This window comes from Streptomyces griseochromogenes (assembly GCF_001542625.1).
Classification (GTDB): domain Bacteria; phylum Actinomycetota; class Actinomycetes; order Streptomycetales; family Streptomycetaceae; genus Streptomyces; species Streptomyces griseochromogenes.
The window spans coordinates 4819347-4841601 of the sequence record NZ_CP016279.1; the positions used below are offsets into that span (position 1 = coordinate 4819347).

At 68.8% G+C, this 22255-nt stretch carries 22 protein-coding genes and 3 pseudogenes; 13 read left to right on the top strand and 12 right to left on the bottom strand.

Annotation, left to right across the window (positions count from 1 at the left end; translation table 11 throughout):
• Positions 1-309 precede the first annotated feature (309 nt).
• Positions 310-789 (bottom strand): SRPBCC family protein, encoded by a 480-nt coding sequence (locus AVL59_RS20405; protein ID WP_208870415.1) that lies wholly within the window; start codon positions 787-789, stop codon positions 310-312.
• Between the two features lie 441 nt (positions 790-1230).
• Entirely contained in the window at positions 1231-2835 is a 1605-nt protein-coding gene (locus tag AVL59_RS20410) for an ABC-F family ATP-binding cassette domain-containing protein (RefSeq protein WP_167549299.1), read from the bottom strand.
• A 621-nt stretch (positions 2836-3456) separates the two neighbouring features.
• Here AVL59_RS20410 and AVL59_RS20415 point away from each other — a divergent pair.
• From AVL59_RS20415 to AVL59_RS20430, 4 genes and pseudogenes are all read left to right on the top strand, one after another.
• Positions 3457-3825, top strand: coding sequence for a nuclear transport factor 2 family protein (locus AVL59_RS20415; protein WP_067306472.1), 369 nt, complete (start codon positions 3457-3459; stop codon positions 3823-3825).
• A gap of 156 nt (positions 3826-3981) precedes the next feature.
• Positions 3982-4314 (top strand): annotated as a pseudogene (locus tag AVL59_RS20420) (transposase); the annotation flags it as partial.
• Between the two features lie 42 nt (positions 4315-4356).
• Positions 4357-4677, top strand: a complete 321-nt coding sequence (locus tag AVL59_RS20425) for a hypothetical protein (protein ID WP_237281575.1) — start codon at positions 4357-4359, stop codon at positions 4675-4677.
• 245 nt (positions 4678-4922) lie between these two features.
• Positions 4923-5759 (top strand): RNA methyltransferase, encoded by an 837-nt coding sequence (locus tag AVL59_RS20430; RefSeq protein ID WP_067306479.1) that lies wholly within the window; start codon positions 4923-4925, stop codon positions 5757-5759.
• Positions 5760-6380: 621 nt separating this feature from the next.
• Here the strand turns inward: AVL59_RS20430 and AVL59_RS20435 are convergent.
• On the bottom strand, positions 6381-7175 hold the full coding sequence (locus AVL59_RS20435) for a phytanoyl-CoA dioxygenase family protein (RefSeq protein ID WP_067306481.1): 795 nt from the start codon (positions 7173-7175) through the stop codon (positions 6381-6383).
• A 152-nt stretch (positions 7176-7327) separates the two neighbouring features.
• Here AVL59_RS20435 and AVL59_RS56455 point away from each other — a divergent pair, with 152 nt between their 5' ends.
• Entirely contained in the window at positions 7328-7621 is a 294-nt protein-coding gene (locus AVL59_RS56455) for a LysR family transcriptional regulator (protein WP_079146823.1), read from the top strand.
• A gap of 252 nt (positions 7622-7873) precedes the next feature.
• Here the strand turns inward: AVL59_RS56455 and AVL59_RS56850 are convergent, their stop codons facing one another.
• Positions 7874-8593, bottom strand: coding sequence for a hypothetical protein (locus tag AVL59_RS56850; protein WP_472573243.1), 720 nt, complete (start codon positions 8591-8593; stop codon positions 7874-7876).
• Between the two features lie 336 nt (positions 8594-8929).
• Between AVL59_RS56850 and AVL59_RS20445 the strand changes: the two genes are divergently transcribed.
• The 4 genes from AVL59_RS20445 (at position 8930) to AVL59_RS53600 (ending at position 13929) form a co-directional block, all read left to right on the top strand.
• Positions 8930-9865, top strand: a complete 936-nt coding sequence (locus AVL59_RS20445; protein ID WP_067306484.1) for a LysR family transcriptional regulator — start codon at positions 8930-8932, stop codon at positions 9863-9865.
• Between the two features lie 900 nt (positions 9866-10765).
• Complete coding sequence (locus AVL59_RS20450) at positions 10766-12520, top strand: RICIN domain-containing protein (RefSeq protein WP_067306487.1); 1755 nt, start codon at positions 10766-10768, stop codon at positions 12518-12520.
• A gap of 353 nt (positions 12521-12873) precedes the next feature.
• Positions 12874-13191: a hypothetical protein gene (locus AVL59_RS20455; RefSeq protein ID WP_067306489.1), complete on the top strand. Its 318-nt coding sequence runs from the start codon at positions 12874-12876 to the stop codon at positions 13189-13191.
• A 231-nt stretch (positions 13192-13422) separates the two neighbouring features.
• Entirely contained in the window at positions 13423-13929 is a 507-nt protein-coding gene (locus tag AVL59_RS53600) for an EF-hand domain-containing protein (RefSeq protein WP_067306491.1), read from the top strand.
• 172 nt (positions 13930-14101) lie between these two features.
• Here AVL59_RS53600 and AVL59_RS48470 read toward each other — a convergent pair whose 3' ends face one another.
• Positions 14102-15274: a serine hydrolase domain-containing protein gene (locus tag AVL59_RS48470; protein WP_335743778.1), complete on the bottom strand. Its 1173-nt coding sequence runs from the start codon at positions 15272-15274 to the stop codon at positions 14102-14104.
• Positions 15275-15352: 78 nt separating this feature from the next.
• Complete coding sequence (locus AVL59_RS20465) at positions 15353-15829, bottom strand: hypothetical protein (protein ID WP_067306494.1); 477 nt, start codon at positions 15827-15829, stop codon at positions 15353-15355.
• Between the two features lie 607 nt (positions 15830-16436).
• On the opposite strand from AVL59_RS20465, the pseudogene AVL59_RS54470 reads away from it, so the two are divergent.
• A pseudogene (locus AVL59_RS54470) lies at positions 16437-16657 on the top strand (AAA family ATPase); the annotation flags it as partial.
• Positions 16658-16784: 127 nt separating this feature from the next.
• Here AVL59_RS54470 and AVL59_RS55620 read toward each other — a convergent pair.
• The 6 genes and pseudogenes from AVL59_RS55620 to AVL59_RS48480 form a co-directional block, all read right to left on the bottom strand.
• Positions 16785-16916 carry a hypothetical protein gene (locus tag AVL59_RS55620; RefSeq protein ID WP_257785091.1) on the bottom strand — a complete coding sequence of 44 codons (132 nt, stop codon included), beginning with the start codon at positions 16914-16916 and terminating at the stop codon, positions 16785-16787.
• A complete protein-coding gene (locus tag AVL59_RS20475; RefSeq protein ID WP_208870416.1) occupies positions 16913-17215 on the bottom strand; it encodes an OsmC family protein in 303 nt (100 codons plus the stop codon). Before AVL59_RS20475 ends, AVL59_RS55620 begins: the two co-directional genes overlap by 4 nt.
• Positions 17212-18396, bottom strand: coding sequence for a site-2 protease family protein (locus tag AVL59_RS20480; RefSeq protein WP_067306498.1), 1185 nt, complete (start codon positions 18394-18396; stop codon positions 17212-17214). The genes AVL59_RS20475 and AVL59_RS20480 overlap by 4 nt, the downstream gene beginning before the upstream one ends.
• A 191-nt stretch (positions 18397-18587) precedes the next feature.
• Entirely contained in the window at positions 18588-18929 is a 342-nt protein-coding gene (locus AVL59_RS20485; RefSeq protein WP_067306501.1) for an STAS domain-containing protein, read from the bottom strand.
• Between the two features lie 291 nt (positions 18930-19220).
• Positions 19221-19676 carry a pyridoxamine 5'-phosphate oxidase family protein gene (locus AVL59_RS20490; protein WP_067317552.1) on the bottom strand — a complete coding sequence of 152 codons (456 nt, stop codon included), beginning with the start codon at positions 19674-19676 and terminating at the stop codon, positions 19221-19223.
• 200 nt (positions 19677-19876) lie between these two features.
• Positions 19877-20512 (bottom strand): annotated as a pseudogene (locus AVL59_RS48480) (putative PEP-binding protein); the annotation flags it as partial.
• Between the two features lie 362 nt (positions 20513-20874).
• On the opposite strand from AVL59_RS48480, the gene AVL59_RS20500 reads away from it, so the two are divergent.
• From AVL59_RS20500 to AVL59_RS20510, 3 genes are all read left to right on the top strand, one after another.
• Positions 20875-21162 (top strand): SHOCT domain-containing protein, encoded by a 288-nt coding sequence (locus AVL59_RS20500; protein ID WP_067306506.1) that lies wholly within the window; start codon positions 20875-20877, stop codon positions 21160-21162.
• 16 nt (positions 21163-21178) lie between these two features.
• Positions 21179-21673, top strand: coding sequence for a CBS domain-containing protein (locus AVL59_RS20505; RefSeq protein WP_067306509.1), 495 nt, complete (start codon positions 21179-21181; stop codon positions 21671-21673).
• Between the two features lie 225 nt (positions 21674-21898).
• A complete protein-coding gene (locus tag AVL59_RS20510; RefSeq protein WP_067317554.1) occupies positions 21899-22192 on the top strand; it encodes a hypothetical protein in 294 nt (97 codons plus the stop codon).
• Positions 22193-22255 lie beyond the last annotated feature (63 nt).

The following is a 22255-nucleotide window of genomic DNA, read 5'->3' on the forward strand; positions in this document are numbered from 1 at the left end:
CCTGGGACGCAGAGCTCTTGTCCGCCGGCACCCGGCCCGGGGCGGGTGCTCGGGGCTCCCGTCGAGGCGCGGGACGCGGATGTGCTTGAGGACCGGTTCGGTGACCAGCTTCGCTCACACCCCCGCCAGCTACCACCGACGGAAGAACGGGTACACACATGGCCAGGTTCCGTAGCGTTCATCGTTGGTCGGCCCGGCTCCACCCCGACCGGCGGCAGCGGTTCGAGCCCTCCCACTGGGCGTCGGCCGGATGACCGCGGCCTCCAGGCTGTGGTCATCCGGTACTGAGGGTCATCTTGGTCGACGACGTCACCTGCCGGACACAAGCTCCGCCAGGTGGTGCAGCGAGTTGGTGAGATGTTCAGGGCCGAACGGCGGGAACTGGATGCCCCGCTCCCGGATGAACTGTGGCACCGCCGACCAGTCGTAGGTGAGCGTGACCTCAGTCTGGGACGGACCGAGCGGCGCAAGGTCGTAACGCCAGATCCAGCCGCCGAACTCCAGGTGACCGTCGTCCTTCTCCTGCCCCGTAAGCCAGCCGATGGTGTGCGGCGGGCCGAGAATTTCGACCTTGTTGACCGTCTGGTAGCCACCGTTCGGATGGTTGGCGTGATACATGTCCATCCGGAAAATCTGCCCCACCTCGGTCAGTGGCGCCCGGTCGACAGCTTCCTGAACCCACCCCGTGCCATCGATCGCAGAATGGGTCGTCGGGTCCGCCAGCACCGCGAACACCCTCGCGGCGGGCACGGCGACAGTCAGGGTGGCGCTCACGTTCTCCTGATCCACGGTGTGCACGCTCCTTGTCATCTCATCTCGCGCCTCCCGCAGACGCGGGAGAGGGACGTTTCCAATATGCAGACGACGCGGCGAGGCGGAACTCATCGGTCGTGTGGGCGGAACCCGTACCCGTGCCACCACGGCGGGGCAGTAAGGGCCAAATTTCGAGGTCCGGGGAGGCGGTCTCACTCGTACGCATCCTGCGACACACCACCGCGACCAGACCCCGACCAGCAACGTCGCAGCCGTACCCGCTTCTGAAGACACGGCCTGGGCGCTTTCGTCCCGCCCGGCCGCGGCGTGGGGCGCTGCTCCGGACGGAGGGGACGCAGCCCCACCAAAGGCCCGGAGACGGACGTGCACGCCACTTCCCCAGGTGATCTGGCCGACACCACCACCCGGCCGACCGGGCGCGGAAGCTCGGTCGGCCGGGTCACGCGAGAAGAATGGTCAGGCGGGTGCGACCAGGTCGCGGTAGTCCTCGCTCCACAGGTCCTCGTCGGCGTCCGGCAGCAGCAGGACCCGGTCGGGACGCAGGGCGTCGATGGCGCCCTCGTCGTGGGTGACCATCACGATCGCGCCGGGGTAGGAGCCGACGGCGGCCAGGACCTCGCCGCGGGAGGCGGGGTCGAGATTGTTGGTCGGCTCGTCCAGCAGCAGCACATTCGCCCCACAGTGGACCAGCCCGGCCAGGGCCAGGCGAGTTTTCTCCCCGCCGGAGAGGACGCCCGCGGGTTTCTCCACGTCGTCCCCGCTGAACAGGAACGCGCCCAGGACCCGCCGGACTTCGCCGTCGGTCAGGTGCGGGGCGGCGTCCGCCAGGTTCTGCCGGACTGTGCGGGCGGGATCGAGGGTGTCGTGTTCCTGGGCGAAGTAGCCCAGGCGCAGCCCGTGCCCGTGCACCACCCGCCCCGAGTCCGGGGGCTCCTGGCCGGCCAGGATGCGCAACAGGGTGGTCTTGCCTGCTCCGTTGAGGCCGAGCACGACCAGGCGGCTGCCGCGGTCGACGGCGAGGTCGACGCCGTCGAGGACCTGGTGGTCGTCGTAGGACTTGGCCAGTGCGATCGCGCCCAGCGGCATCCGCCCGCACGGTGCCGGTTCGGGCAGCCGGATCCTGGCCACCTTCTCCGTGCGGCGGACCGGCTCCAGGCCGGCCAGCATGCGGTCCGCGCGGCGGGCCATGCTGCGGGCCATGACGGCGGTGGCCGAGCGGGCCTTCATCTTGTCCGCCTGCGCGTGCAGGGCGGCGGCCTTGCGTTCGACGTTCGTCCGCTCCCGCGCCCGGCGCCGCTGTTCCGCCTCACGCTGCGTCAGATAGGCGGCCCAGCCTGTGTTGTGGATATCGATCGTCGCCAGAGTGGCATCCAGATGGAAGACCCGGTTGACGACCTCGGCGAGCAGACCGGTGTCATGGCTGATCACCACCAGACCGCCCTGATGGCCGAGCAGGAAGGTGCGCAGCCAGGCGATGGAGTCGGCGTCCAGGTGGTTGGTCGGCTCGTCCAGCAACAGCGCACCGTCGTGACCGGAGAACAGGATCCGCGCCAGCTCCACCCGGCGCCGCTGCCCGCCCGAGAGATTGCCGACCGGTTCGGCGAGCACCCGCTCGGGCAGGCCCAGCCCGGCCGCCACACGGGCCGCCTCGGCCTCGGCCGCGTACCCGCCACCGGCTTGGAAAGCCGCCTCCGCATGGGCATAGGCGCGCATCGCCCGCTCCAGCGCGGCCTGTCCGGCGGCCTCCGCCATCGCGGTCTCGGCAGCACGCAGCCGGTGTAGCGCCGTATCCAGGCCACGCGCCGACAGGATCCGGTCCGTGACCGTCACGGCCGCATCGGCGGCGCGGGAATCCTGCGCGAGGAACCCGACCGAGCCGGTACGGCTGACCGTCCCCACGGCAGGCTTGGCCCGACCCGCGAGGGTGGTCAACAAGGTGGTCTTGCCTGCGCCGTTGCGGCCGACCAGGCCGATACGGTCACCGGGAGACACAGTGAAGGAGATGTCCGAGAGCAGCGGGCGGGCACCCGCACGCACCTCGACACCGCGAACGGTAATCATGGAATTACGCTCCGAAAAAGCGAAAGGACACACTTCTGGCGTGGAAGCGGGTCCTCAGCTAAGAGACTCGGGGCGTAGACATGCCTCCACCGTAACCGACGCTCCCCGCACGCCACATCCCCGAACCCGTGCAAGGCTGTCGGCGCACCGTGCAGCGCCCGCCACCTCGGCGCCCCCGTCACCCAGCTCCGCGACGAAGAGCTGCCGAAGGACGACGCAATCAAGTTCCCTCAGGCGTTTTCGGACATTCGACTGCTACGGCGGGCACGATTGTCGTGCCCGCTCTCGGCGATCACTGGCCCTTGAACGCGTGATGTCGTCATGGCGGCGTGCGGATGAGGCCGGTGCCGATGATGAATCCATCGAGTGCGAAGCTGCGGCACTGAAGCTGACATGGCTCGCGCCGAACGGCGGTGATCAGGCCCAGCGTAGTTGAGGCCACGTAACAGATGGCGCGAGGCGCCTCGCTGGGCGAGGGTCGTATTACCTGGGGGGTAATCGCGTGGCCGGGCGGGGCACGGCAAGGTGAAGTCATCGGGTTCCGGGCCGGCGCACTCCGGCTCGGGGCCTGAGTCAACTGACATGAATATCAAGCCACTTCACCGGAACGGGAGTCCCGTCATGTCGATCTACACCACTGCTGTTGCCCGCTACTTCGAGGCGTGGAACGCCACCGACGCCGACGCGCTCGCCAAGGCGGTTGCCGCGGCGTGGTCCGAGGACGGCACGTACACCGACCCGCTGGCCGACGTGGGCGGCCACGAGCAGATCGCCGCTGTGATCCGGGCCGCGCACGAGCAGTTCCCCGGCTTCGAGTTCAGGCTGGCCGGTGATGTGGACGGCAACCATCACATCGCCCGCTTCGGCTGGGAGCTGGTGTCCATCACCGACGGCTCGGCGTCGGTAGCCGGTTCGGATGTGATCACCCTGGCCGAGGACGGCCGAATCGCCTCCGTCCTCGGCTTCCTCGACCGGCTCCCCGAGGCATGAACCTTCACCCGGGAGAGGACCGATAAGGACCTGCTCGATGTCCCCTGCTGGGCGTAGGCCTGCTGCACTACGGCAGGGGGCCGCCGTCTCACGGCCCATGTCGGACGACCCCGAGCCCGCGAAAACCGATGTCACCGGGCTGATCCCCCTCTCGACGCGATGCCCCCGCATACGAGGGCTGCGGGCGGCCTCTGGAACAAGCCAGGCTCGCGTCGACGCAGACCCGTCAAGCTCCACGCCGACAAGGGATACGACTAGGCTCACCTGCGACGATGGTTAGCCCAGCGGGGGATCCGGCACCGCATCTCACGCAAGGACATCAAGACCTCCCAGCGGCTGGGGCGTCACAGGTGGACCATCGAACGCACCATGGGGTGGCTTGCCGGTTGCCGCCGCCTCCACCGCCGCTACGAGCGCAAGGCCGTGGACTTCCTTGCCTTCACCAGCATCGTCTGCACCCTCATCTGCCACCGCCGTCTGAACACGTAACCTCACGCTCAACCCATCATCGACTGCAGCATTATGGTCCGGGTGAGCAGACCAGAGCAGTTGCAGAACACATCCCGCCTTTGGGAGGAACACGTCCGTGCCGTGTTCCCGGCCAGATCGCGAGGCGCAGAGCCGGCAGACATCGACATGGTGCTGCTCGACGCGAGCATCGCCGGATGCGTCTCCACTTGGCTGAACAACGGTGGCACCCTTGATCCGGAGCGCAGCCGGATCCTGCAGGGCAGCATCAATGACCTGGATCGAGTCCTCCTGGGGATCACCGAGGCTCAAGAACTTCGATACTTCCAGCGCTTGCGCCAGCTGGCCATGCTCGTATCAGCGGCCTCCCTCAGGGCCGATTGAGATGGCTTCTTCGTACCGCGACCGCATCGGAGGAGGGCTCCGGCGTTTGCGGTACGAGTGGCCGACTCGGGCCCAGATTGCGTCGTCGCAAGCGTGATCAGTGCAGGAAATGATGCTCTATACCACACATCGCGCCAGAAGCGGTTGCACCGCCTGTCTGAGCCCGCCATCCTGTCGGACGCCTTCGTAAACCCTCTTAGGCTGGCCTGAACACAGCATCAATACTGGCTCAGCTTGGAGAACACGTGCGACCGGACCAGCGAATCACCTCACGCAACGCCCGCTTTCAGCAATGGGAGTCGCTGCTGAACAACCGCAACAAGCGAACGAAGGTACGCGAGTTCCTTGTGCAGGGTGTTCGTCCCATCTCGATGGCAGTCCGGTACGGCTGGCCTGTCAAGGCGCTGGTGTACGACGGCAAACGGACGTTGTCGCAGTGGGCGGAGGACCTGCTGCGGACCGTCGATGCCGAGCGGATCGCCATGGCGCCGGACATGCTGGCGGACCTCGGGGAGAAGAACGAAAACGCGCCGGAGCTCGTCGCCGTCATCGAGATGCCGGCCGACGACCTCGGCCGGTTCAGCGCCGCCGAGAACTTCCTGGGTGTCCTGTTCGACCGGCCGACCAGCCCTGGGAACATCGGCAGCATCATCCGTTCGGCGGACGCCTTCGGGGCGCACGGGCTCATCGTGTCGGGACACGCGGCCGACGTGTACGACCCCAAGTCGGTGCGGGCGAGCACCGGTTCCCTGTTCGCCGTGCCTGCGGTACGCGTGCCCTCACCCGGCGACGTGATGGCCTGGGTCGAGGGGAAGCGGGCCGAAGGGCAGCCGATCGTCCTGGTCGGCACCGACGAGAAAGGGGATTGTGATGTCTTCGACTTCGACTTCACCCAGCCGGTGTTGCTGCTGATAGGCAACGAGACATCCGGGCTGAGCAGCGCCTGGCGGAGCCTGTGCGATCACACGGTCAGCATTCCGATGACCGGCTCGGCAAGTTCGCTGAACGCCGCGAACGCCGCGACCGCTGTGCTGTACGAGGCTTCCCGGCAGCGGATCGCCGCGAGGAAGCGTTCGGCCTGAACGCGAACAACCCCCAGCGGGGGCATGGTCTCATCGGTCGCGGACCAGCTGCGCTGGGCCAGGTTCAACCTCGGCGACGGCCGCGCCGAGCGCGGCGAGTGCCTCCTGCCGAGCGCGTCGCTGGAGCGGATGAAGCAGCCGACGGTCACACTGCGGCAGCCCGTGCAACCAGGTCATCGTACGCTTCGTCCAAATGCACTACCTGGGGCTCGTCGACCGCACCCCCGCGCTGGCTCCCTGTGAACCGACGAAGGCTCAGGAGGTCGTCGGCGTCTACGGCATCGATGCGATGAGGCTCGTCATCGACACCGATGGCGAGTCGCTCAGCCTTACGGTCGGGATCGAAACAGAGATCCGTGCGGCATCTGACCGGAGGCGGCCCGCCGGACTACCCACCGGTCGTGATCGACCCGCTGCACCGCGGACGAGTACCTCGTCACCGAGGGTGGCCCGGCCGGACAACGGGGCCACTTCACCCGCGACGAGCACGGCAACGTCACGAGCATCGATCTCGCCGGTCGGCTCTTCAACCGGTAGCGGCGTCGTCCTGACCCGACGGCCAGGTGGCGACCGGCCGGTTCACGGCCGGTCGCCGGCGCCAACGCCCTTACGCGGATGCCCTCAGCCGGATCGGCCCAGGCCGAGCCGCACCGCGCGCTCAAGCGGCGAGTACGCGCCGTCGGCGCGATCGAGGTCGAATGGAGCGGCCGCCACCAGCGGAGGCTGCGCCATGAACCTGGGCCGGGTGCCGTGGTTGGGCTGGGCGGCATGGATCAGGAACGGGTGGCAGAGATAGACGTCACCGGCCTGTCCGGTGGCGAGCGCCAGCGGGCGGTCGGGGGCGTCGAGCCTGCCCGCCGCGTCCATGGTCTTGCAGAGTTCCATGAAGTTGATGCCGCGCTCTCCCGCCGGGGCGACGAAGCGCGGGACGTCCAGGTGCGAACCGACCTTGATCCGGGTCGCCCCGTGCTCGGCGTCGACGTCGGAGAACAGGAAGAGCATCAGCAGCGCCCGTTCGCGGGAGCGGAGGTTGAGCCAGTAGCCGCTCTCACCCGCAGGCACGTAACTGGCGTCCATGTGCCACCCGGTGTCGCCCGGGTCGTCCGGGTGCGGGAACCGGATGGGGAACGTGCCGAGCCCTTTGCGTGGCAGCCATCGTCCCGGGCCGACGAGTTGGTCGAACGCGCCGTGCAGACGCGGTGTGGTGGCGGCCCGCTGGAACGGCTCGCCCCCGTAACCCGAGAGCCTGACAACTGGCTGGGTCCAGGTGGCGGGGTCGTTCGGGTCGCATCCGGTCTCGCGCCACAGGAACGCGCGGCATTCGTCCGCCAGCGACCGCGGAAAGGCGCCTTCAAGACGGACAAAGCCATCGGTAACAAAGTGCTGTATCTGGTCATGGGTCAGGACGTTTTGCATGAGGGAATTCTCAGTCGAAGTCAGTACGCGCGCAAAGGGATTGCGGAGCTCGCGCCACGGACGGCGCAGCCCACAGGAAACCGCGCTGCGGGCGCCGCACGCCAAGACCTGCTTTCGACGGGGCCATAGGGCAGAACCCATAGACGCTCCGCATCGCGCAACCGAGCCTGAGTCAGCAGATCCGGGCACTGGAGCACCGGGTCGACTCACCGCTGTTCCGCCGCGGGCTGACCAGCGTGGCGCTCACCCAGGCAGGACGCACCCTGCTGGACGTCGTCAACCGCGCCACGGGCGAGCTGAACGCCGCGATAGCAGCCGCCCGCAAGAGGTTCGATCAAGACCGTGGCACCCCGTCGCCGGCAATCAGCAAAAGGCCAGGTCAGTCTCCGGTAACCGACACCGCGGACGAACTCGGCGCACGCGGCGGATTGTGCTGGTCTCGGTAAGCCATCGACTCGGTGGACATGCAGGCGTTGAGAGGGCGGGGCTGGCGGGTCCGAATCCTGTAGACCGGGGAAAAGGGGCTCAAAGATCCACTTGGTCTGAGGGGGCCGGGCTGCCACTGTCCATCGGGATGTCCGCTGCGAATACCCACGACAGCCAGGGCCTTGCGATGATCGACCTCATAAGCTGCAGACGCACCCGCGAATCGACCCTCAACCGGCGGGAAATCGGAGCGTCGTTGCTGATCGCTCGCATCAGATCTGGTGAGGCCACAAGCTGACGCTGTCCGGGCGGAGGCGGACCTCGACCCATGTTCCGTCGGCCTCGTCCGGTGGCAGTGGGTCGGCGAGGTCGAAGAGGATCTGCGAGCCGGCGATTTCAAGGAAGGCCGCTTTGTCGCCGGGCAGACTCAGACGGCCCCGCAAGATGATCTGGTCACCTTCCTCGGCCACTGCGGATGAGGCCGAAGCAGCAGGCTTGGTGTTGCCTGCCCAGGTCATGTAGTCGTCGACAGTCCACTCGACATGATGCTCACGGCCCACATCACCTGGGTCACCCTGCCACAGCACCACAGCGGTACCTACGTCCGAGCGCACGCGCACCATCTCGGACGGCACCGAGGCCTGCCTCACTGCCTCTATCTCGACCAACACCCCGCAATCATCCATGGTCTTGCTCCGTGACCGATCACTCCCGCCGGGACGGAACGCCTCAGGCGAGGAGGTCGGCGGCCAGGGAGGCGAAGTCGTCGGGGGTGGCGAGGTGGATGCCGAGTTACTCGGCCTTGGCCCCTTGGAACCGGCTGCGTCGCCCGCGACGACGACCTCGACCAGCAGGAGCTGAAGGAAGGTGAGCACGCCGAGCGAGAACGCGGCGGGGATCGTCAGCAGCGCCGTGAACCGTACCAGGTCCATCGCGATCGGCACGGACCGCTTGCGGCGGAACTCCACCCACGGGCCGAGCGGCACCGCCACGGCCGCACCCACCGCAGACCCCATGGAGGAGAGCGCGGCGTCCTCGGCACCGGTCCGGCGCGCAGCACCCGGATGGCGATCAGCGGGAACGCGCCGAAGGCGAGCCACGTGCCGAGCGCGCCGGTCCCGTCCCCCCTGCCACCCGAACCGTCACCCCGGCCGATGTCCGAGCAGATGTCCCCGCCGGTGCCCCGCCCCTCATGCCCGACGCCCCTCACCACTCTCCCTGCACAACCAATCCGCGATCAGAAGCATCAAATCGGGCACCACAATCCGGGATCAAACAACCACAGAGCCATCGGGCACAACCAACGGTTGTGCCCGTAGGGTATCGGCATGGACCTCGACACCATCCGGACCTTCGTCGCCGCCGCCGATGCGGGACAGTTCCAGGAGGCCGCCGCCGAGCTGGCGGTCACCCAGCAGGCCGTCTCGAAGCGCATCGCCGCGCTGGAGCGGAACCTCGGCGTGCGGCTGTTCACCCGTACCTCACGCGGAGCCGAGCTCACCATCGACGGGCAGGCGTTCCTGCCCCACGCGCGCGAGCTGCTGCGCGTCGCCGAGCGCGCGGTCACATCGGTGCGCGCCGGCCGACGTCCGCTGCGCGTCGACGTGATCGCGTCGCGCGTCGCGCCATCGGGCCTGATGCGCGGCTTCCACCAGGCTCACCCCGAGATCGACCTCGACGTGGTGATGCTGTTCGACGTCGAGACGGCCGTCGCCGCCATCCGCTCCGGCACGATCGACGCGTCCTTCCGCGCCGTCGCCATGCCTGGTCGGCCCCTACCCGAGGAGATCGAGTCCGTCCGCGTGCTCGACGAGCCGCTCCAGCTCCTCACCGGTCCTGCCCACGCGCTGTCGGGCGCCCGGTCGGTGACCGTAGCCCAGCTCGCCGGGCACCGGATCTGGATGCCCGGCATCGTTCCCGGAACCGAGTGGGCCGCCTACTACGACGACCTCGTCGCCGAGTTCGGCCTCACCATCGAGGCGACCGGCCCCAACTTCGGCTCCGACGCGCTCCTCGACACCGTCGCCGACACCCCGGCCCTGGCCACCTTCATGAGCGAGCAGACCCGCCTCGTCTGGCCCGCCGGCCACGGCCTGCGCCGCATCCCGGTCACCGACCCGACCCCCGTCTACCCGCACTCGCTCCTCTGGCACCGCGACAACCCCCACCCAGCCCTGGCCACCCTCCGTGCCCACCTCGCCGCCCATGCGGCCGGCCACGACGCCGCCGGGACCTGGAGGCCGGGCTGGGTGATTCCGCGCTGAATATCGCCGCGTCTTCGATCATCGTGGCCGGATCGGCAGACGGTGGCTCGAAGGACAGGTGTCGCCTTCATCGACGCACTCCGGAACTCATCTCGAAACGGCATCCCTGGAAAGCGACACAGCCACCCGGGCCTGGATGTTCCACCTCGCCGGAGCGGACGCCCTCAGCCATCACGAACTCGCCGTTCTCATCGCCTGACGCGATGGACTCGACGCAACCCGGCTGCCTGCTGGGCGGCGAGCCGACACCCCCATGCCCGGGGCCCTGTACGTCCGCCTCGCCAGCAGCGCCTCCCAGGGACGTGTGCGCACACGACTGCGTGGAGCGGGCTGCGCCGCCCGGAGCGCGGGGGCGTCCTGGACGGTCCGTTCCGGACATCCCGCCTCGGCAGCGTACTGCTCTCACGCCTGTCGCAAACGTGCAGATTGCGCGCGCAACAGGGCTGGTGTGAGGCCGAGCATCCGGCAGCCGCAGAGCCGCTCCACGCTCCGGTCTCGCGCCCCGTGCGGTCCGTCCTCTTCGCCGAGTTCGCGTTCAGCAGGGTGCATCGCGACAAGTTGCGCGGCCGCGCTCGCCAACATGCAGGGCGACCGGCGTCGACTCTGAGGCGAGCGTAGCGCTCCAGGGACCTTACGGAGGGCGCTCCAGGGACCTTACGGATGCGGGCCGGGAGAGGGCCGGCAGCATCGGCGTGCCGGGAGCACCGCGCCGCCGGCTCCAGCTCGGAGGAGGACCGGGCCCCGAGGGCAACGTGCTGCCTGGTTCCACGACAGCGAGGGCGACCATCCTGAACGTGGGCCGGCCGGTCGCTGACAGGATGCCCGTTTCGCTGGCGTGAAGCGTGCGGTGACGTTGCCCGAACCTCGTCGATGTCTGTCCGGCCCTTTACGATCGTTTTCATGATCTTGAAACAACGGGGGCGTCGTGGGGCACGGACCAGGGCGGCGCTGATCGCTCTGGCCTCGCTCGCGGCGCTGACGACAGCGACAGGCGGTCAGCAGGCGGCGGCGAAGGACGGGGAGACGTTCAAGGGCGAGGATGCGTCCAACTTCGTATTGCATCCGCGCGAGATACCGGGGCTGGACCGGGGCGAGACGGCACGGGGAGTGATCGAGGGGGCGGAGGCTAAGGGTGCGGTGACCCGGGTGTCCCCGCTGACGGTCGCCCAGTCGCGGCAGCACGTGGGGCGTGCGCTGTGCCACACGACCGGCATCAACGGAACGTTCAAATACAACGGCTTCTGCTGGGACGAGACGGACGACAAGACCAGCGCCTGGTCCGATGCCGGCGGGTGGCATCCGCAGGGCTTCACGGCATCGCACGACGCCGACGCGAGCGGCACGGTGGACGGTCACCACCTGTACATGGCCTCCTGGTACTACGGTGCGGGCGGCAAGCGCAACCTGAAGGCCCGTGTCTCCATCCTGGAGTCGACCGGAAAGGACTGGAGTTACGGGCACGTCCTGCTCGTCAGGCCCACCGGCAGCCGGGCCGACCCCGGCTTCACCACCGTGGGCAACATCCAGCCGGACGGCTTCGGCGACGAACACGCGGACGGCATGGTGTGGTACGGAAACAGGCTGTTCGTCGCCGACGGCGGTGACTTGCAGATCTACGACCTCAACCACCTGTGGAAGGTGAAATCCGTCGGCGGCGCCACGGGTATCAACGGCACCGATTCCTCGGCCTCGTACCATCAATGGGCCCTGCCCATGATCGCCCACTACTCGACGCGCACCAAAGCCCAGCAGGACTCCGGGAACCCGAGCAACTGGGCCTGCGACGGGCGCATCGCATGCCTGAGCTCCCTGAGCCTGGACCGCAGCGCGACGCCGCCCCGCCTGGTGTCCGGGGCGTACCGGTCGAACGATGACGACCGGCCGGCGGATGTCATCCGGTGGCCTCTCGACCAGATCGGCGAAGGTGGCACGGCCGACGTTCACGCGACATCCGCCTACAACGCCCCGGTCAAGCAACTGCAGGGCGTGGTCACCGACGGCACTCACTACTACATGGCGGCTCAGTGCGACCCGGGTTACATGGGCGACCAGGACACCGCCGACAGGGGCAGCCTCTCCTGCATCTGGCAGGCTGAACCGAACCAGCCTGTCTCCGTCCTGACCCGTTCCCCCGGCTACACCCAGAACCTCTCCTTCGCGCACAACTCCGACCGGCTGTGGGGAATGAACGAGCTCGACGGCTCCCGTGTCGTCTTCTCCCTCCTGCCCCGCGAGGCCGACCGCGCCGTCTACCTCAGCAACGACTACAGCGCCCTGTGCGCGGGAGTCGGCAACAAAATCACCAACGGCTCACCCGTCATCCAGTGGGGGTGCAACCTGGCCCAGGACGAACGCTGGCTCTTCGAGAACACCACCGACTCCACCGGCGCCCGGGCCTACTTCCTGCGCAACACCTGGTCCGGCAAGTGCATGGGCCCTGCCTCCAGCCTCGCCGATGGTGCCCGGATGATCCAGTACACCTGCAACGGTGCCGTGGACGAGAAATGGTGGTACGACACCGCCACCCACGAACTGCGCAACGTCTACTCCGGCAAATGCCTGGGCCTCGGATCCACGGCCACCAAGGGCTCCCAGCTCATCCAATGGGCGTGCAACGGCGCCGCTGACGAGAAGTGGTCCCAGACCGCCCGTTGACTCGGGCTGACGACCGGCTGCCCCGGTTCCGGACCGGGGCAGCCGGTCACGGTCCTGTCGCTGGAAGCCGAGCTGTGCGCGGGCCCGCGCATGACTCCGCTGAACCCCATCGTGCCGCGACCGCAACCGTCGGCGAGGGCAGCGTGGGCTCACACGGGGGAGGTTTCGCCGTTCAGCGGCAACACTGCCTTATAGGATGAGGCATGAAATCGAACTTGACGCATTCTGGGACGAGTTGGGGCCAGCGACGCCCAGCAGTTTTGGCTTCCTTGCTGGGTGCGGCGGCACTCGGATGGACCGCGGTTGCGCTGAGCGTGCACACGACTGGCTCGACCGCATCGGACCCTGACAGCGTGACCGATGCCGATCTGGCCCGGCTGGGCGCTGCTGTGATGGCCGTCATCGCGGCGGCGGCTGCCGGACTGTGGTGGCGCCACTGGGCGACCGTACGTCGGCCGGTGATCGGTGGAGGCTGGGCGCGGGCGGCGTTTGCTGTCTCCGCCGTCCATTCGATGTTCGTCGTACCGGTGATTGTGTTCGCCTCCTGGGGCTGGAAAGCCCCTGTGATCGCGTTCACCTGCGCGGTGATCGCGGGCGGTGTGCGGGAGGCTGCCGGGGTGACGGCACCAGCCAGCGGCCGCACGGACATGCCGATCCCGATGTCCGGCTGACGACGGCTGCACAGCGAGGCCCGGTCTCGGATCGGTCGGGCGGTGCCGGTGTCGGTCATCCCTCGTGCCACTGGAACGGCTGTCTGCGTCAGCGCAGAGCGGTGGGGGCGAGGCGGGTGGTGTGCGTCTGTTTCCTTGGTGATCGCCGGCCCGGGGGAGTGTCGTTCATTCGGGGGAACGCTCATCGGCGCTCGGCCATGAGCGGGCGAAGCGGTGGCAGGCTCCTGGACCATGACCGAGAACAGCAACAACGGACAGCGTGCGCTCGTCGAAGAGTTTCAGCGCATGGACTTCGATGGCGATGGCGTCGTCGACCTGACCGACTTCCTTCGCGCTCCGCGCAGGATCCTGGCCGAGCTGGGTGTAGCGGAGGACTCGGAGAAGGGCCGGGCTCTCCTGGAAGCCAACAAGCTTCAGTGGGAATCCCTTCTCCCGCTCGCCGGGGGTGACGGTGACGGGATGATGACGGTCGATGAATACACGACTGCCCGTACCTCCCCCGCGTTCCGTTCCCCGGACCGCCCGGGCAAGGGAGAGGTGTGCCGGACTCTGTTCGAACTCCTCGACCGTGACGACGACGGATCGATCAGCCTGGACGAGTTTCTCCGGGCCGCCCACTTCCTGTGCATGTCGGATGTGGACGCCACGACGTACTTCACACAGCTCGACGGCAATGGGGACGGGCGCCTCGACTCCAAGGAGTTCCTCAAGGCTGTGAAGCGGTTCTACACCAGTTGACGCGCTGAGGGAGCCGCCAGGCGATCGGCCATATGCCAGGCCCATGAGCCGCCACCAGCTCGCGCGGCTCATGGGTGCGCCACCGGTCATCACCCCCGGCGGAGGGTACGTTTCCCTTGGATGTGCTGAAGGCCGTGCGGAGGCAGTCACAGCCTCGCTGTACGGGGAGGTGTCACCAGGCGTCCGTCTGTTTGCTCGCCGCCGCACTGGAGGCCGAAGTCAAGTAGTAAATAGCCGAGTTGGCAGCCGAGATGGACGCGGCCGGCCACCGCCTGGCGGTCCGCAACGGCCACCACCGTGGCCGTGGTGCCGCAAGTCGCCCAAGGCCAGCGAAGATGTCCAGTATCACGAGCTGTCCCGGCCGTGACCGGTTGTACCGCGGCCGTCGCGGCGACCATGGCACCGACAGCGTCGGCAGCCACCTGCACATGCTGTTCCGCTCATAGGGGCGACTGCGCGACGGCGACCCACGATGCCCAGATCGACGAGTGTGTGGCCCTCGACAGCGCCGACGACCGGGCGCTGACTGCTGTGTCGGCGGCGGCCGGCAACCGGTCCAAGGCGGACCAGGTCCCCAGCACGTGGCTTCGCCAGCTGTCGCGTCGGTAGCAGGCGGCCCGCGAGCAGCGCGCGGAGGAAGCCGTTCTCGTCCCGAGTGGTCGTGACGAACGAGAGGTTCTCGTAGTCCACCGGTATCTGGTCGGTGACGTCCACCACGGAACCGGGGCCGAAGAAACTGGTAGGCCTGGGCGTGCGGCCGGGGGAGGGTGGGCGAGGTGCCGACCCATTGGGTCCGGTCGAGGCCGAGCAGGCGCAGGATGCGGTCTTCTATCTCCTGGTGAGCGGGTTGACCCGTGGCTTTCTGGATGATCATGCCGAGCAGGATGTAGCCGGTGTTGAAGTACTCCCAGCCCCCGCCGGGCAGGAAGTCCGGCGCGTGGGCCATGGCGCGGGCAACCAGCTGCTGAGGGCCGTAGACGTCGTGGCTCCGCTGGTAGTACTCCTCCGGTGTGGTGTATCCGGGCAGGTCGTCGTGGATGCCGCTGGTGTGCTGGAGCAGTTGGCGGATGGTGATCCGGCTGCCGTCGTTGCCGTTCCCCCGCACCACGCCTGGCAGCCAGTCGGCGACCGTGTCGTTCAGGGACAGCCTGCCCTCGGTCTCCAGTTGGAGGACCACGGTGGCGACCAGCGTCTTGGACGTGCTGGCCATTTTGCCCCCAACGGGACGCGATCCGGCGCATCTCAGGATCGGACGGGGGATATCCCCCCGGCGCGGGCCATCACCAGGCCGGCGTCGAGCTGCCGGGCGCGGTGTGGCGGATCCCGTACGTCCAGGCCTGCTCATCAGCCTCGCGTCGGCGCGTGCCTGGCCTCCGGCCTCCACCTTCCGTCAGTTGGAACCACACGATGCACACACACCCGGCTACGAGGGCCAGATGACTGCACCATCACGCACCACCAGCGGCTCGGACTGGGGCTCTTCACAGAACCGGGTCCACCCCAGGCTGACGCTGCCATCGGGGTGGCGGTGAAAGTCTCCGGCCTTGCTCGCCAGCCAAGAGAGGAGTTCGCCGGTGCGTTCGAAGTCATCGGGGTGGATCTCCTGACGGCTGGTCAGGGCCCAGGCACCGGGCCCGGTTCGCTGCCTGGGAAGCAGGACTGAGACAAGTGCACCGCCCACCTTGGACGCTTCGCCGTCGCAGCCCAGGAGAGGTTCAGGATGGTCCTGGATGACGGGTTCCCCGTGGTCGTCCTCGACCACGAGCGGAAACCCGGTCACGATACGGAGGATCTCCGGCTTGGGGCCCAGCCCAAGATGCCATCGGAGTTCGGCGAGCTCCTCCTCCGATATCGCGTCGTGCAGGTCCAGCGTGAGCATGAGTTCAAAGATGTCGGCCATAGCCGCACACGCTAGTGCTCACGTCTGACAGTCCGGCCCGGTCGGACGGTGGCCTCCCGCGCAATCGGCGCTGCGCGCTGCGGGTGAACGAATCACCGCCTACTCGCGTCGGTCTACTGTGAAGACTCACATACTCGAACGATGCGTTGTGTCAGTGACCGTCGCGGCCTCGGTCGTGCTGACGGGATGTACGGGGTCAGGAGCCGCCAGGTCGAAAACCGTCACGAGGAACGAGGCGATCACTCAACCCGTCATGGTGAGTGGCGACGGTCGGACCCTCACCGTCATGGCGGAGTCGGGTGGGTGCGACGGCCTTCCTCGCCTTCGGGCATCCGAGACCTCCAAGACCGTCTTCCTCACCGTGCGGGTCGTCACTCGGACGGGACCGGACATCGCGTGCCCGGCTGACGCCCGCATCGGCCCGGCACGCGCGACCCTGCACACGGTCCTCGGATCGAGGACGGTGACCGACGAGACGACCGGCCGTCGGTTGGTGGTCCGAAGGGGGTGACGACGATGACATGACTCGTGCGGTGATGCCATGCCCCGCCGCCTGGACAAGACCGAGACCCGCCGGCAGCTGGGTCGTGAGGAGATCTACGGGGAAGCGGCGGCCCGGCTGACCACGCGTGCCGCCGGCCCGTCCGATGCCGGCCCCGACATCGCCGCCCCGCCATGGCGGCCAGGGAAGCGCCGTGGCCCGAGGCCGTCGCAGTCGACACGAGCGGCCCCTTGGAGTCCGCTGTCACCCGGGCGATGACAGCTGTACGCCCTTGGGGCGCCGGCCAGGCCCCGGTCTTCCGTCGCCCTTACATGGAGCCGGGCTGAGGCGCAGAGGTGGCCGTGTTGTCCGGGAGCACGGCGAGGGCGACCGTGAGGGTGGGGAGCGAGGGAGTGAGTACTGTGAGGGCGCTCGTCTACCACGGCCCGCAACAGACCGCGCGCCGACGCCAGGTCACCCGAACTCGATCCGCATATCGGGCGGTCGGTGCAGCGTGTTGTGCACCGTGCAGTGGTCGACCACCGCAGGCAGCGCCTCCATCCTGGCCCTGCTCAGCCCGTGCGGCACCAGGACCCGCAGACTCATGCGGCATTGCGGGCAGGCCGGTCGTCGGCCATGGTGAAGTCCGCCATCACACGGAGGCGTTCGCGGTCGAGCTGGTGGCGTTCCAGGAAACGCCCCGCGTAGTAGGCGACACATGAGGCAAGCGACATGACGAGCGCTTCGACCGGCGTCGGGCCGCGGTCATCACCACCCGCCTCGACGGGCTGATCGGTGACGGCTCCGTGGCCACGTACCGTGACTTCGAACGCCTGGCCCTTCAGGTGACTCACCTGTATGTGGCCCAGCGGCACCGGGGTGACGTGCGGGCTGTGGTCTGTCATGACGTCTCCTTCGGTTGTCCGGGGCGGTCGCGGTGCTTCCCGGCGGAGCCAGGCGCGGTGGACGCGGCAGGCCAGGCCAGGGCGCGGGTGATGTCCGCGAGGGTGAGGATTCCGACAAGACGGCCCCCGTCGAGGACCAGCGCCCGGCGCAGGGGGCTCACCTGAAGTTCGGGGAGCAGGCCGAGTACGGGGTCCTCGGGGGCGGCCGTGACGATGTCGCCCAGGGGACTCATCACCTCGTGGACCGCTGTGGCCGCACGGTCCTGGGCCGGGGTCGCGTCGATCCGCCGCAGGGTGATCACCCCGGTCACCGAGCCGTCGGCCGTGAGCACCGGGAACGCCGTGTGGCGGTACCGGCCGAAGGGTCCCTCCGCCAGGAAGTCGGCGAGGGTTGCCGTGTCCGGCACGGTGACGGGGTCCGGGGTCATGACGAGGCTGACCGGGACTCCGCCCAGAAGGCCGCGCATCTCGGCCTGACGGGCCTCGGCGGTGGCCGCGGCGATGAGGAACCAGCCGAGCAGCGCCGGCCACAGCCCGGACAGGCCACGCCCGTGCAGCAGGGCCACGAATCCGGTCACCACCATGAGCCAGCCCAGTGCCCGTCCCGCCGCCGAGGCACCGCGAGTGGCTCGCAGCCGGTCGCCGGTGCGGTGCCACAAGTACGCGCGCAGCAGCCGTCCGCCGTCCAGCGGCGCGGCGGGCAGCGTGTTGAAGACGGCCAGCACAACGTTGATCGCGGCCAGCCAGGCGACCGCCTCGACCACCAGTCCGGACGCGTGGAGCGCGTCCAGCCCTGCGGCGAGGCCGGTGAGTACGCCACCGGCCACAAGGCTCGTGAGCGGACCGACGGCGGCGATGTGCAGCTCCGCGGCCGGTGTCGGAGCCTCGTCGTGCAGGCGGGCGGCGCCGCCCAGCATCCACAGGGTGATGCCGTCCACCTGGACGCCGTTGCGCCGGGCGACCACGGCATGTGCCAGTTCGTGCGCCAGCAGGGAGCCGAGGAAGACGACGGCGGTCAGCAGGGCGAGTGCCCAGTACACGAGAGCGGAGTGGCCCGGGTGGGCTTCGGGAAACCGGCCGCGCGCCAGTGTGACCGTCACCAGGGCGACGATGACCAGGACACTCCAGTGCAGGCCGACCCGCACACCGGCGATCCGGCCGAGGGACAGCGTCTCGTTCATGAAGTCTCGCCTCACCCTCAGCTCCGTCATCAGCGCGGACGCCGCCGACCTCCCGGCCGGGAGCAGGTCTGCGGCACCTTCATCGTCCGACGGCGGTCGTCCCGCGGGCAGGGGCCGATCGGCTCGCAGCAGGGACGACCGGCCCCTGCGCCGCCGCAGCCCTTCTTCAGGGGCGGAGCAGGGCAGAGGCGCTACGGCAGGTGTGGCTGTACCTCGAAGAGGCTCGCGAGGCCGGTGGCGTGCAGCAGCCGCTTGAAGTCCGTGCTGTCGGTGACCAGCCGCAGTCGGCCCTGCCGGGCGAGTGTCCGGTTCCGTGTCCGGCACAGGATGCCCAGCCCGGCGCAGTCGATGAAGACGACCTGCCGCAGGTCGAGCACGAGGTCGTGGTCCGGGAGAGCGGTGAGTGCGTCCAGCCGCTCCGCTAGCGTGCCCGCGACCAGCACATCGATCTCCCCGTGCAGGGCCACGACGGTCGCTCCGCCGGCCGTCTGGCCTGCGGGGAACGCAGCGGCCCGTGTGTGGTTCTCGGACATGGTTCGAGCCAAGCGGGTTCTTGGAGCCGGCGGTAGGGCCGACCGGTCCCGACGCGAGGGCGGTTGGGGGCACCGGGCGGCCTTCCAGGTCGACCACCTCGACGAGGCGGTCGGCCAGGGCTGGAGCGTCGGCCGGAGGCTCGTGCAGCCTGTGGGCGCGCATCGACGCCTTCACCGTCACCGGACACCGGACACCGGATCACCGTGTGAGGCGGGGTGGACGCAAGGCGATACGAGACATACGACCGTACGTGGGCCACGCCTTCAGCCGTGCTTCCGCACCAAGGTGAATCAGATGTTCTCAGGCGCCTTCTTCCGCACGGTGAGGAGGACCCCCGTGATCAGGTCGGGACGGATGCGTACCGCGTGGTCTGTGGTCGGGCAGGCTGCCCAGGGTTTCAACAGCGCCCGAATGCGTATCAGTTCGCCGGGGTCGGTCACCAGCCGGGCGTAGCCCGTGGCCACCACGCTCCAGCCGAGATGCGTGTCGGGGTCGATGGCGTCCGCCTCGTAGGCGACGACGACGCCCGAGTCGTCACCCTGCTGGGTCCGGGAAGTGAGGGACGAGCCCTCGGGGGTGCGGATGACGATGTCGCCGCCGTCGAGGACGTGGTTGACCGGACGGACCGTGGGCAGGGCCTGCCGGGTGAAGACGATCCTGCCCATGGACACGCTGCCGAGCAGCCGCAGTGCCTCGGTACGGTCGAGGTCGACGCGCTGGTGCGCCGGACGGTCATCACGGATCATGGCTTGGCTTCTTCGCGGGTGTGGCGCTGTCTGCTTGCCTGTCTTGACGCTCTGCTGCCTCCTGTGGCGTGAGACGGGGGACGGAGCGACACCGCGGGGGATCGGTATCGCTCCTGTGCCCACCGTCACCCATGTCTCGCTCTCTCTCCAGTGCCGTTCGGGCCCGATCGAAGGAGTCGGTCGGCCCTGCAATCCGACGCTCACCTGCTGTCGCTCGGGCCCGTGCCGTTCAGCGCGGCCCGGCCCGCCTCCAGGCGGGCCACGGGGACCCGGAACGGCGAGCAGGAGACGTAGTTCCAGACCGGCTGTGTGGAAGAAGTGGATGGACTCGGGGTCACCGCCATGCTCTCCGCACACGCTGAACGCGGCTTCCTCGTCGTCGCGGGAGAAGCCCCAGGTGGTCTGGGTGAGGTCGTTGGTGCCGAAGGAGAAGAACTCCGCCTCCTCGGCGATCCGGCCCGCCGTGAGCGCGGCCCGGGGCAGTTCGATCACCGTGCGATGGGGCAGTGGACGGAGGTGCCGATCTCCTCGGTGACCTCGGCCAGCACCCGGGTCACGTCCTCGCGAGTGAGCTGGAGCTCCTCGACGGCGCCGACGAGCGGCACCATGATCTCCGCTCGCGGGGATCCGCCGGCGCGGGTCCGCTCGACGACCGCCCGGGCGATCGCCCGCACCTGGATCGTCACCAGTCCCGGCACCACCAGTCCGAGCCGCACGCCGCTCAGGCCGAGCATCGGATTCTCCTCGTGCATGCGGTTCACGTCGTCGAGCAACTCCACATCGGGCACGTCCGGTTGCCTGGCCGTGGCGGAGTGCGGCGAGCACCCAGCCCACCGCCGGCGGCACCGCGGACAGGGTGCCCAGGGCCCACAGGAGGTCGGCGAGACCCTCGTGACCGGTGAGCAAGGCGGCACCGCCTGCGGTCAGGGCTGTCGCAGTGATGACCAGGAGGGCGGGCTGCAGCCGTGGCGAGCCGAGCGCACTGGTCAGGGAGCGCAGCCGAGGTGTGAAGGTCGCGCCTGTGCCCGCCGAGCCGGTTCGTCCCTCCCGGGCTCATAAGGGCCCATCGGCCCGTCGCATTGGCCTCACCGGCTCATGCCGTGTTCTGCGGCTGCGGCGAGCCTGAGAAGCAGACACCGAGACAGCCGCAGGCACCGGGCCCGTGCTCCCGGCGCCCTCGAGAAGGTGAGTGACCGTGATGATCTGGTACGACCACGGTGTCGGCGGGTGGGGCTGGTTCGCCATGTCCGTCGGCATGATCTTCTTCTGGGCCCTGACCATCACCATCGGCGTTCTTCTGTACCGCGCCCTGGTGACGCCCGGACGGAGCGGCAACGGTGCCGACGCCCGGCAGCCCGGGCCCCCTCCCGAACAACTCCTGGCCGAACGCTTCGCCCGAGGCGAGATCGACGAGGACGAGTATCACCGCCGCCTGACTGTCCTGGGTGAAACCACCGGCGACGTTTCCCGGCTCAGTCGGCGTTGACCGGGAGGAGGCAGCCGTGGGCGAGAGGCTTTCCGTGGGCGCCCTGATGGACCGGACGCCGTACTCGATCAGCGAGGACGAGACATTGCTGATGGCCTGGGAGGTGTGCGAGCGGTCCAGGCAGTGTCACGTGCCGGTGGTGCGCCAGGACGGCTGCTGCGCCGGTGTGCTGGACCGCGCCGAGCTCGCCGTCGCCTGCGGGGACCCGGCCGTGACCCTGTCCTGCAAGAGGGTGCGTGACCTGGTGCACGGCCGCCGAACCGTCACGGTGCACGCGGAGGACTCGGTTGTGCGTGCGGCGGCCGTGATGACGGAGGAATGCCTCGACGCCCTACCCGTCACGGACCCGCATGGAAAACTGGTGGGCCTGGTCACGGCCCGGGACTACGTTGCCTGGGCCGCAGGACTGCACAGCCGAGCCATGCCTGTCAGCCAGGGCCCCGCACGGGCCACTCTGCCGGGGCTGCCGCCTCGCCGCTCAGCGCGGGAACGCGGAATCGTCGTTCCGTAGCGAGCCGCTCACCCAGGCCGCTCAGCCCGTGGGCGGGACAGGTTGCCCGATGCCTGCGCAACCTCAGTGGCACATCATGAAAGGAGAGCACCCCAGGAGGGGGTGCGCAGGCATGGGAAGGCGCCCCTCTGCCACGACCGGGTTCTCATGGGATTCCGCCAGGCCGATGGCACACAGCAGGTGGCTCAGGTGCGAGCCGCGCACTCAGGAAGGAAGGCTGACGTCATGGTCTGGGCATCGTGGACAACCCCCGGGGTCTTCGCCGGCCGGGGCGGCGCGCGTACGGACGAGGCGGGGGTCGTCACCGGCGACCTGACCGTCCACACCACCTGGGACGGCAATGTGGCCGACGTGACCGTCCAGTACACCGGCACTTCCGAATGGTTCACCGTGACTGGAAGCCCCGTGCCCTGCCATTCGGAGCGGCAAAGCCGGAATCTGCACCAAGCGGTGGTGGCAGCTGTCAGAGCAGGCGGGGGAGTCACCGTTGACCAAGGGCTTGTCAGGGAAACCACCTGAATCCGCGGGGGACTTGACCTCGTTGGTGCCGTCCGCCGCCCACCGGCGGAATCGGGTGTGAAG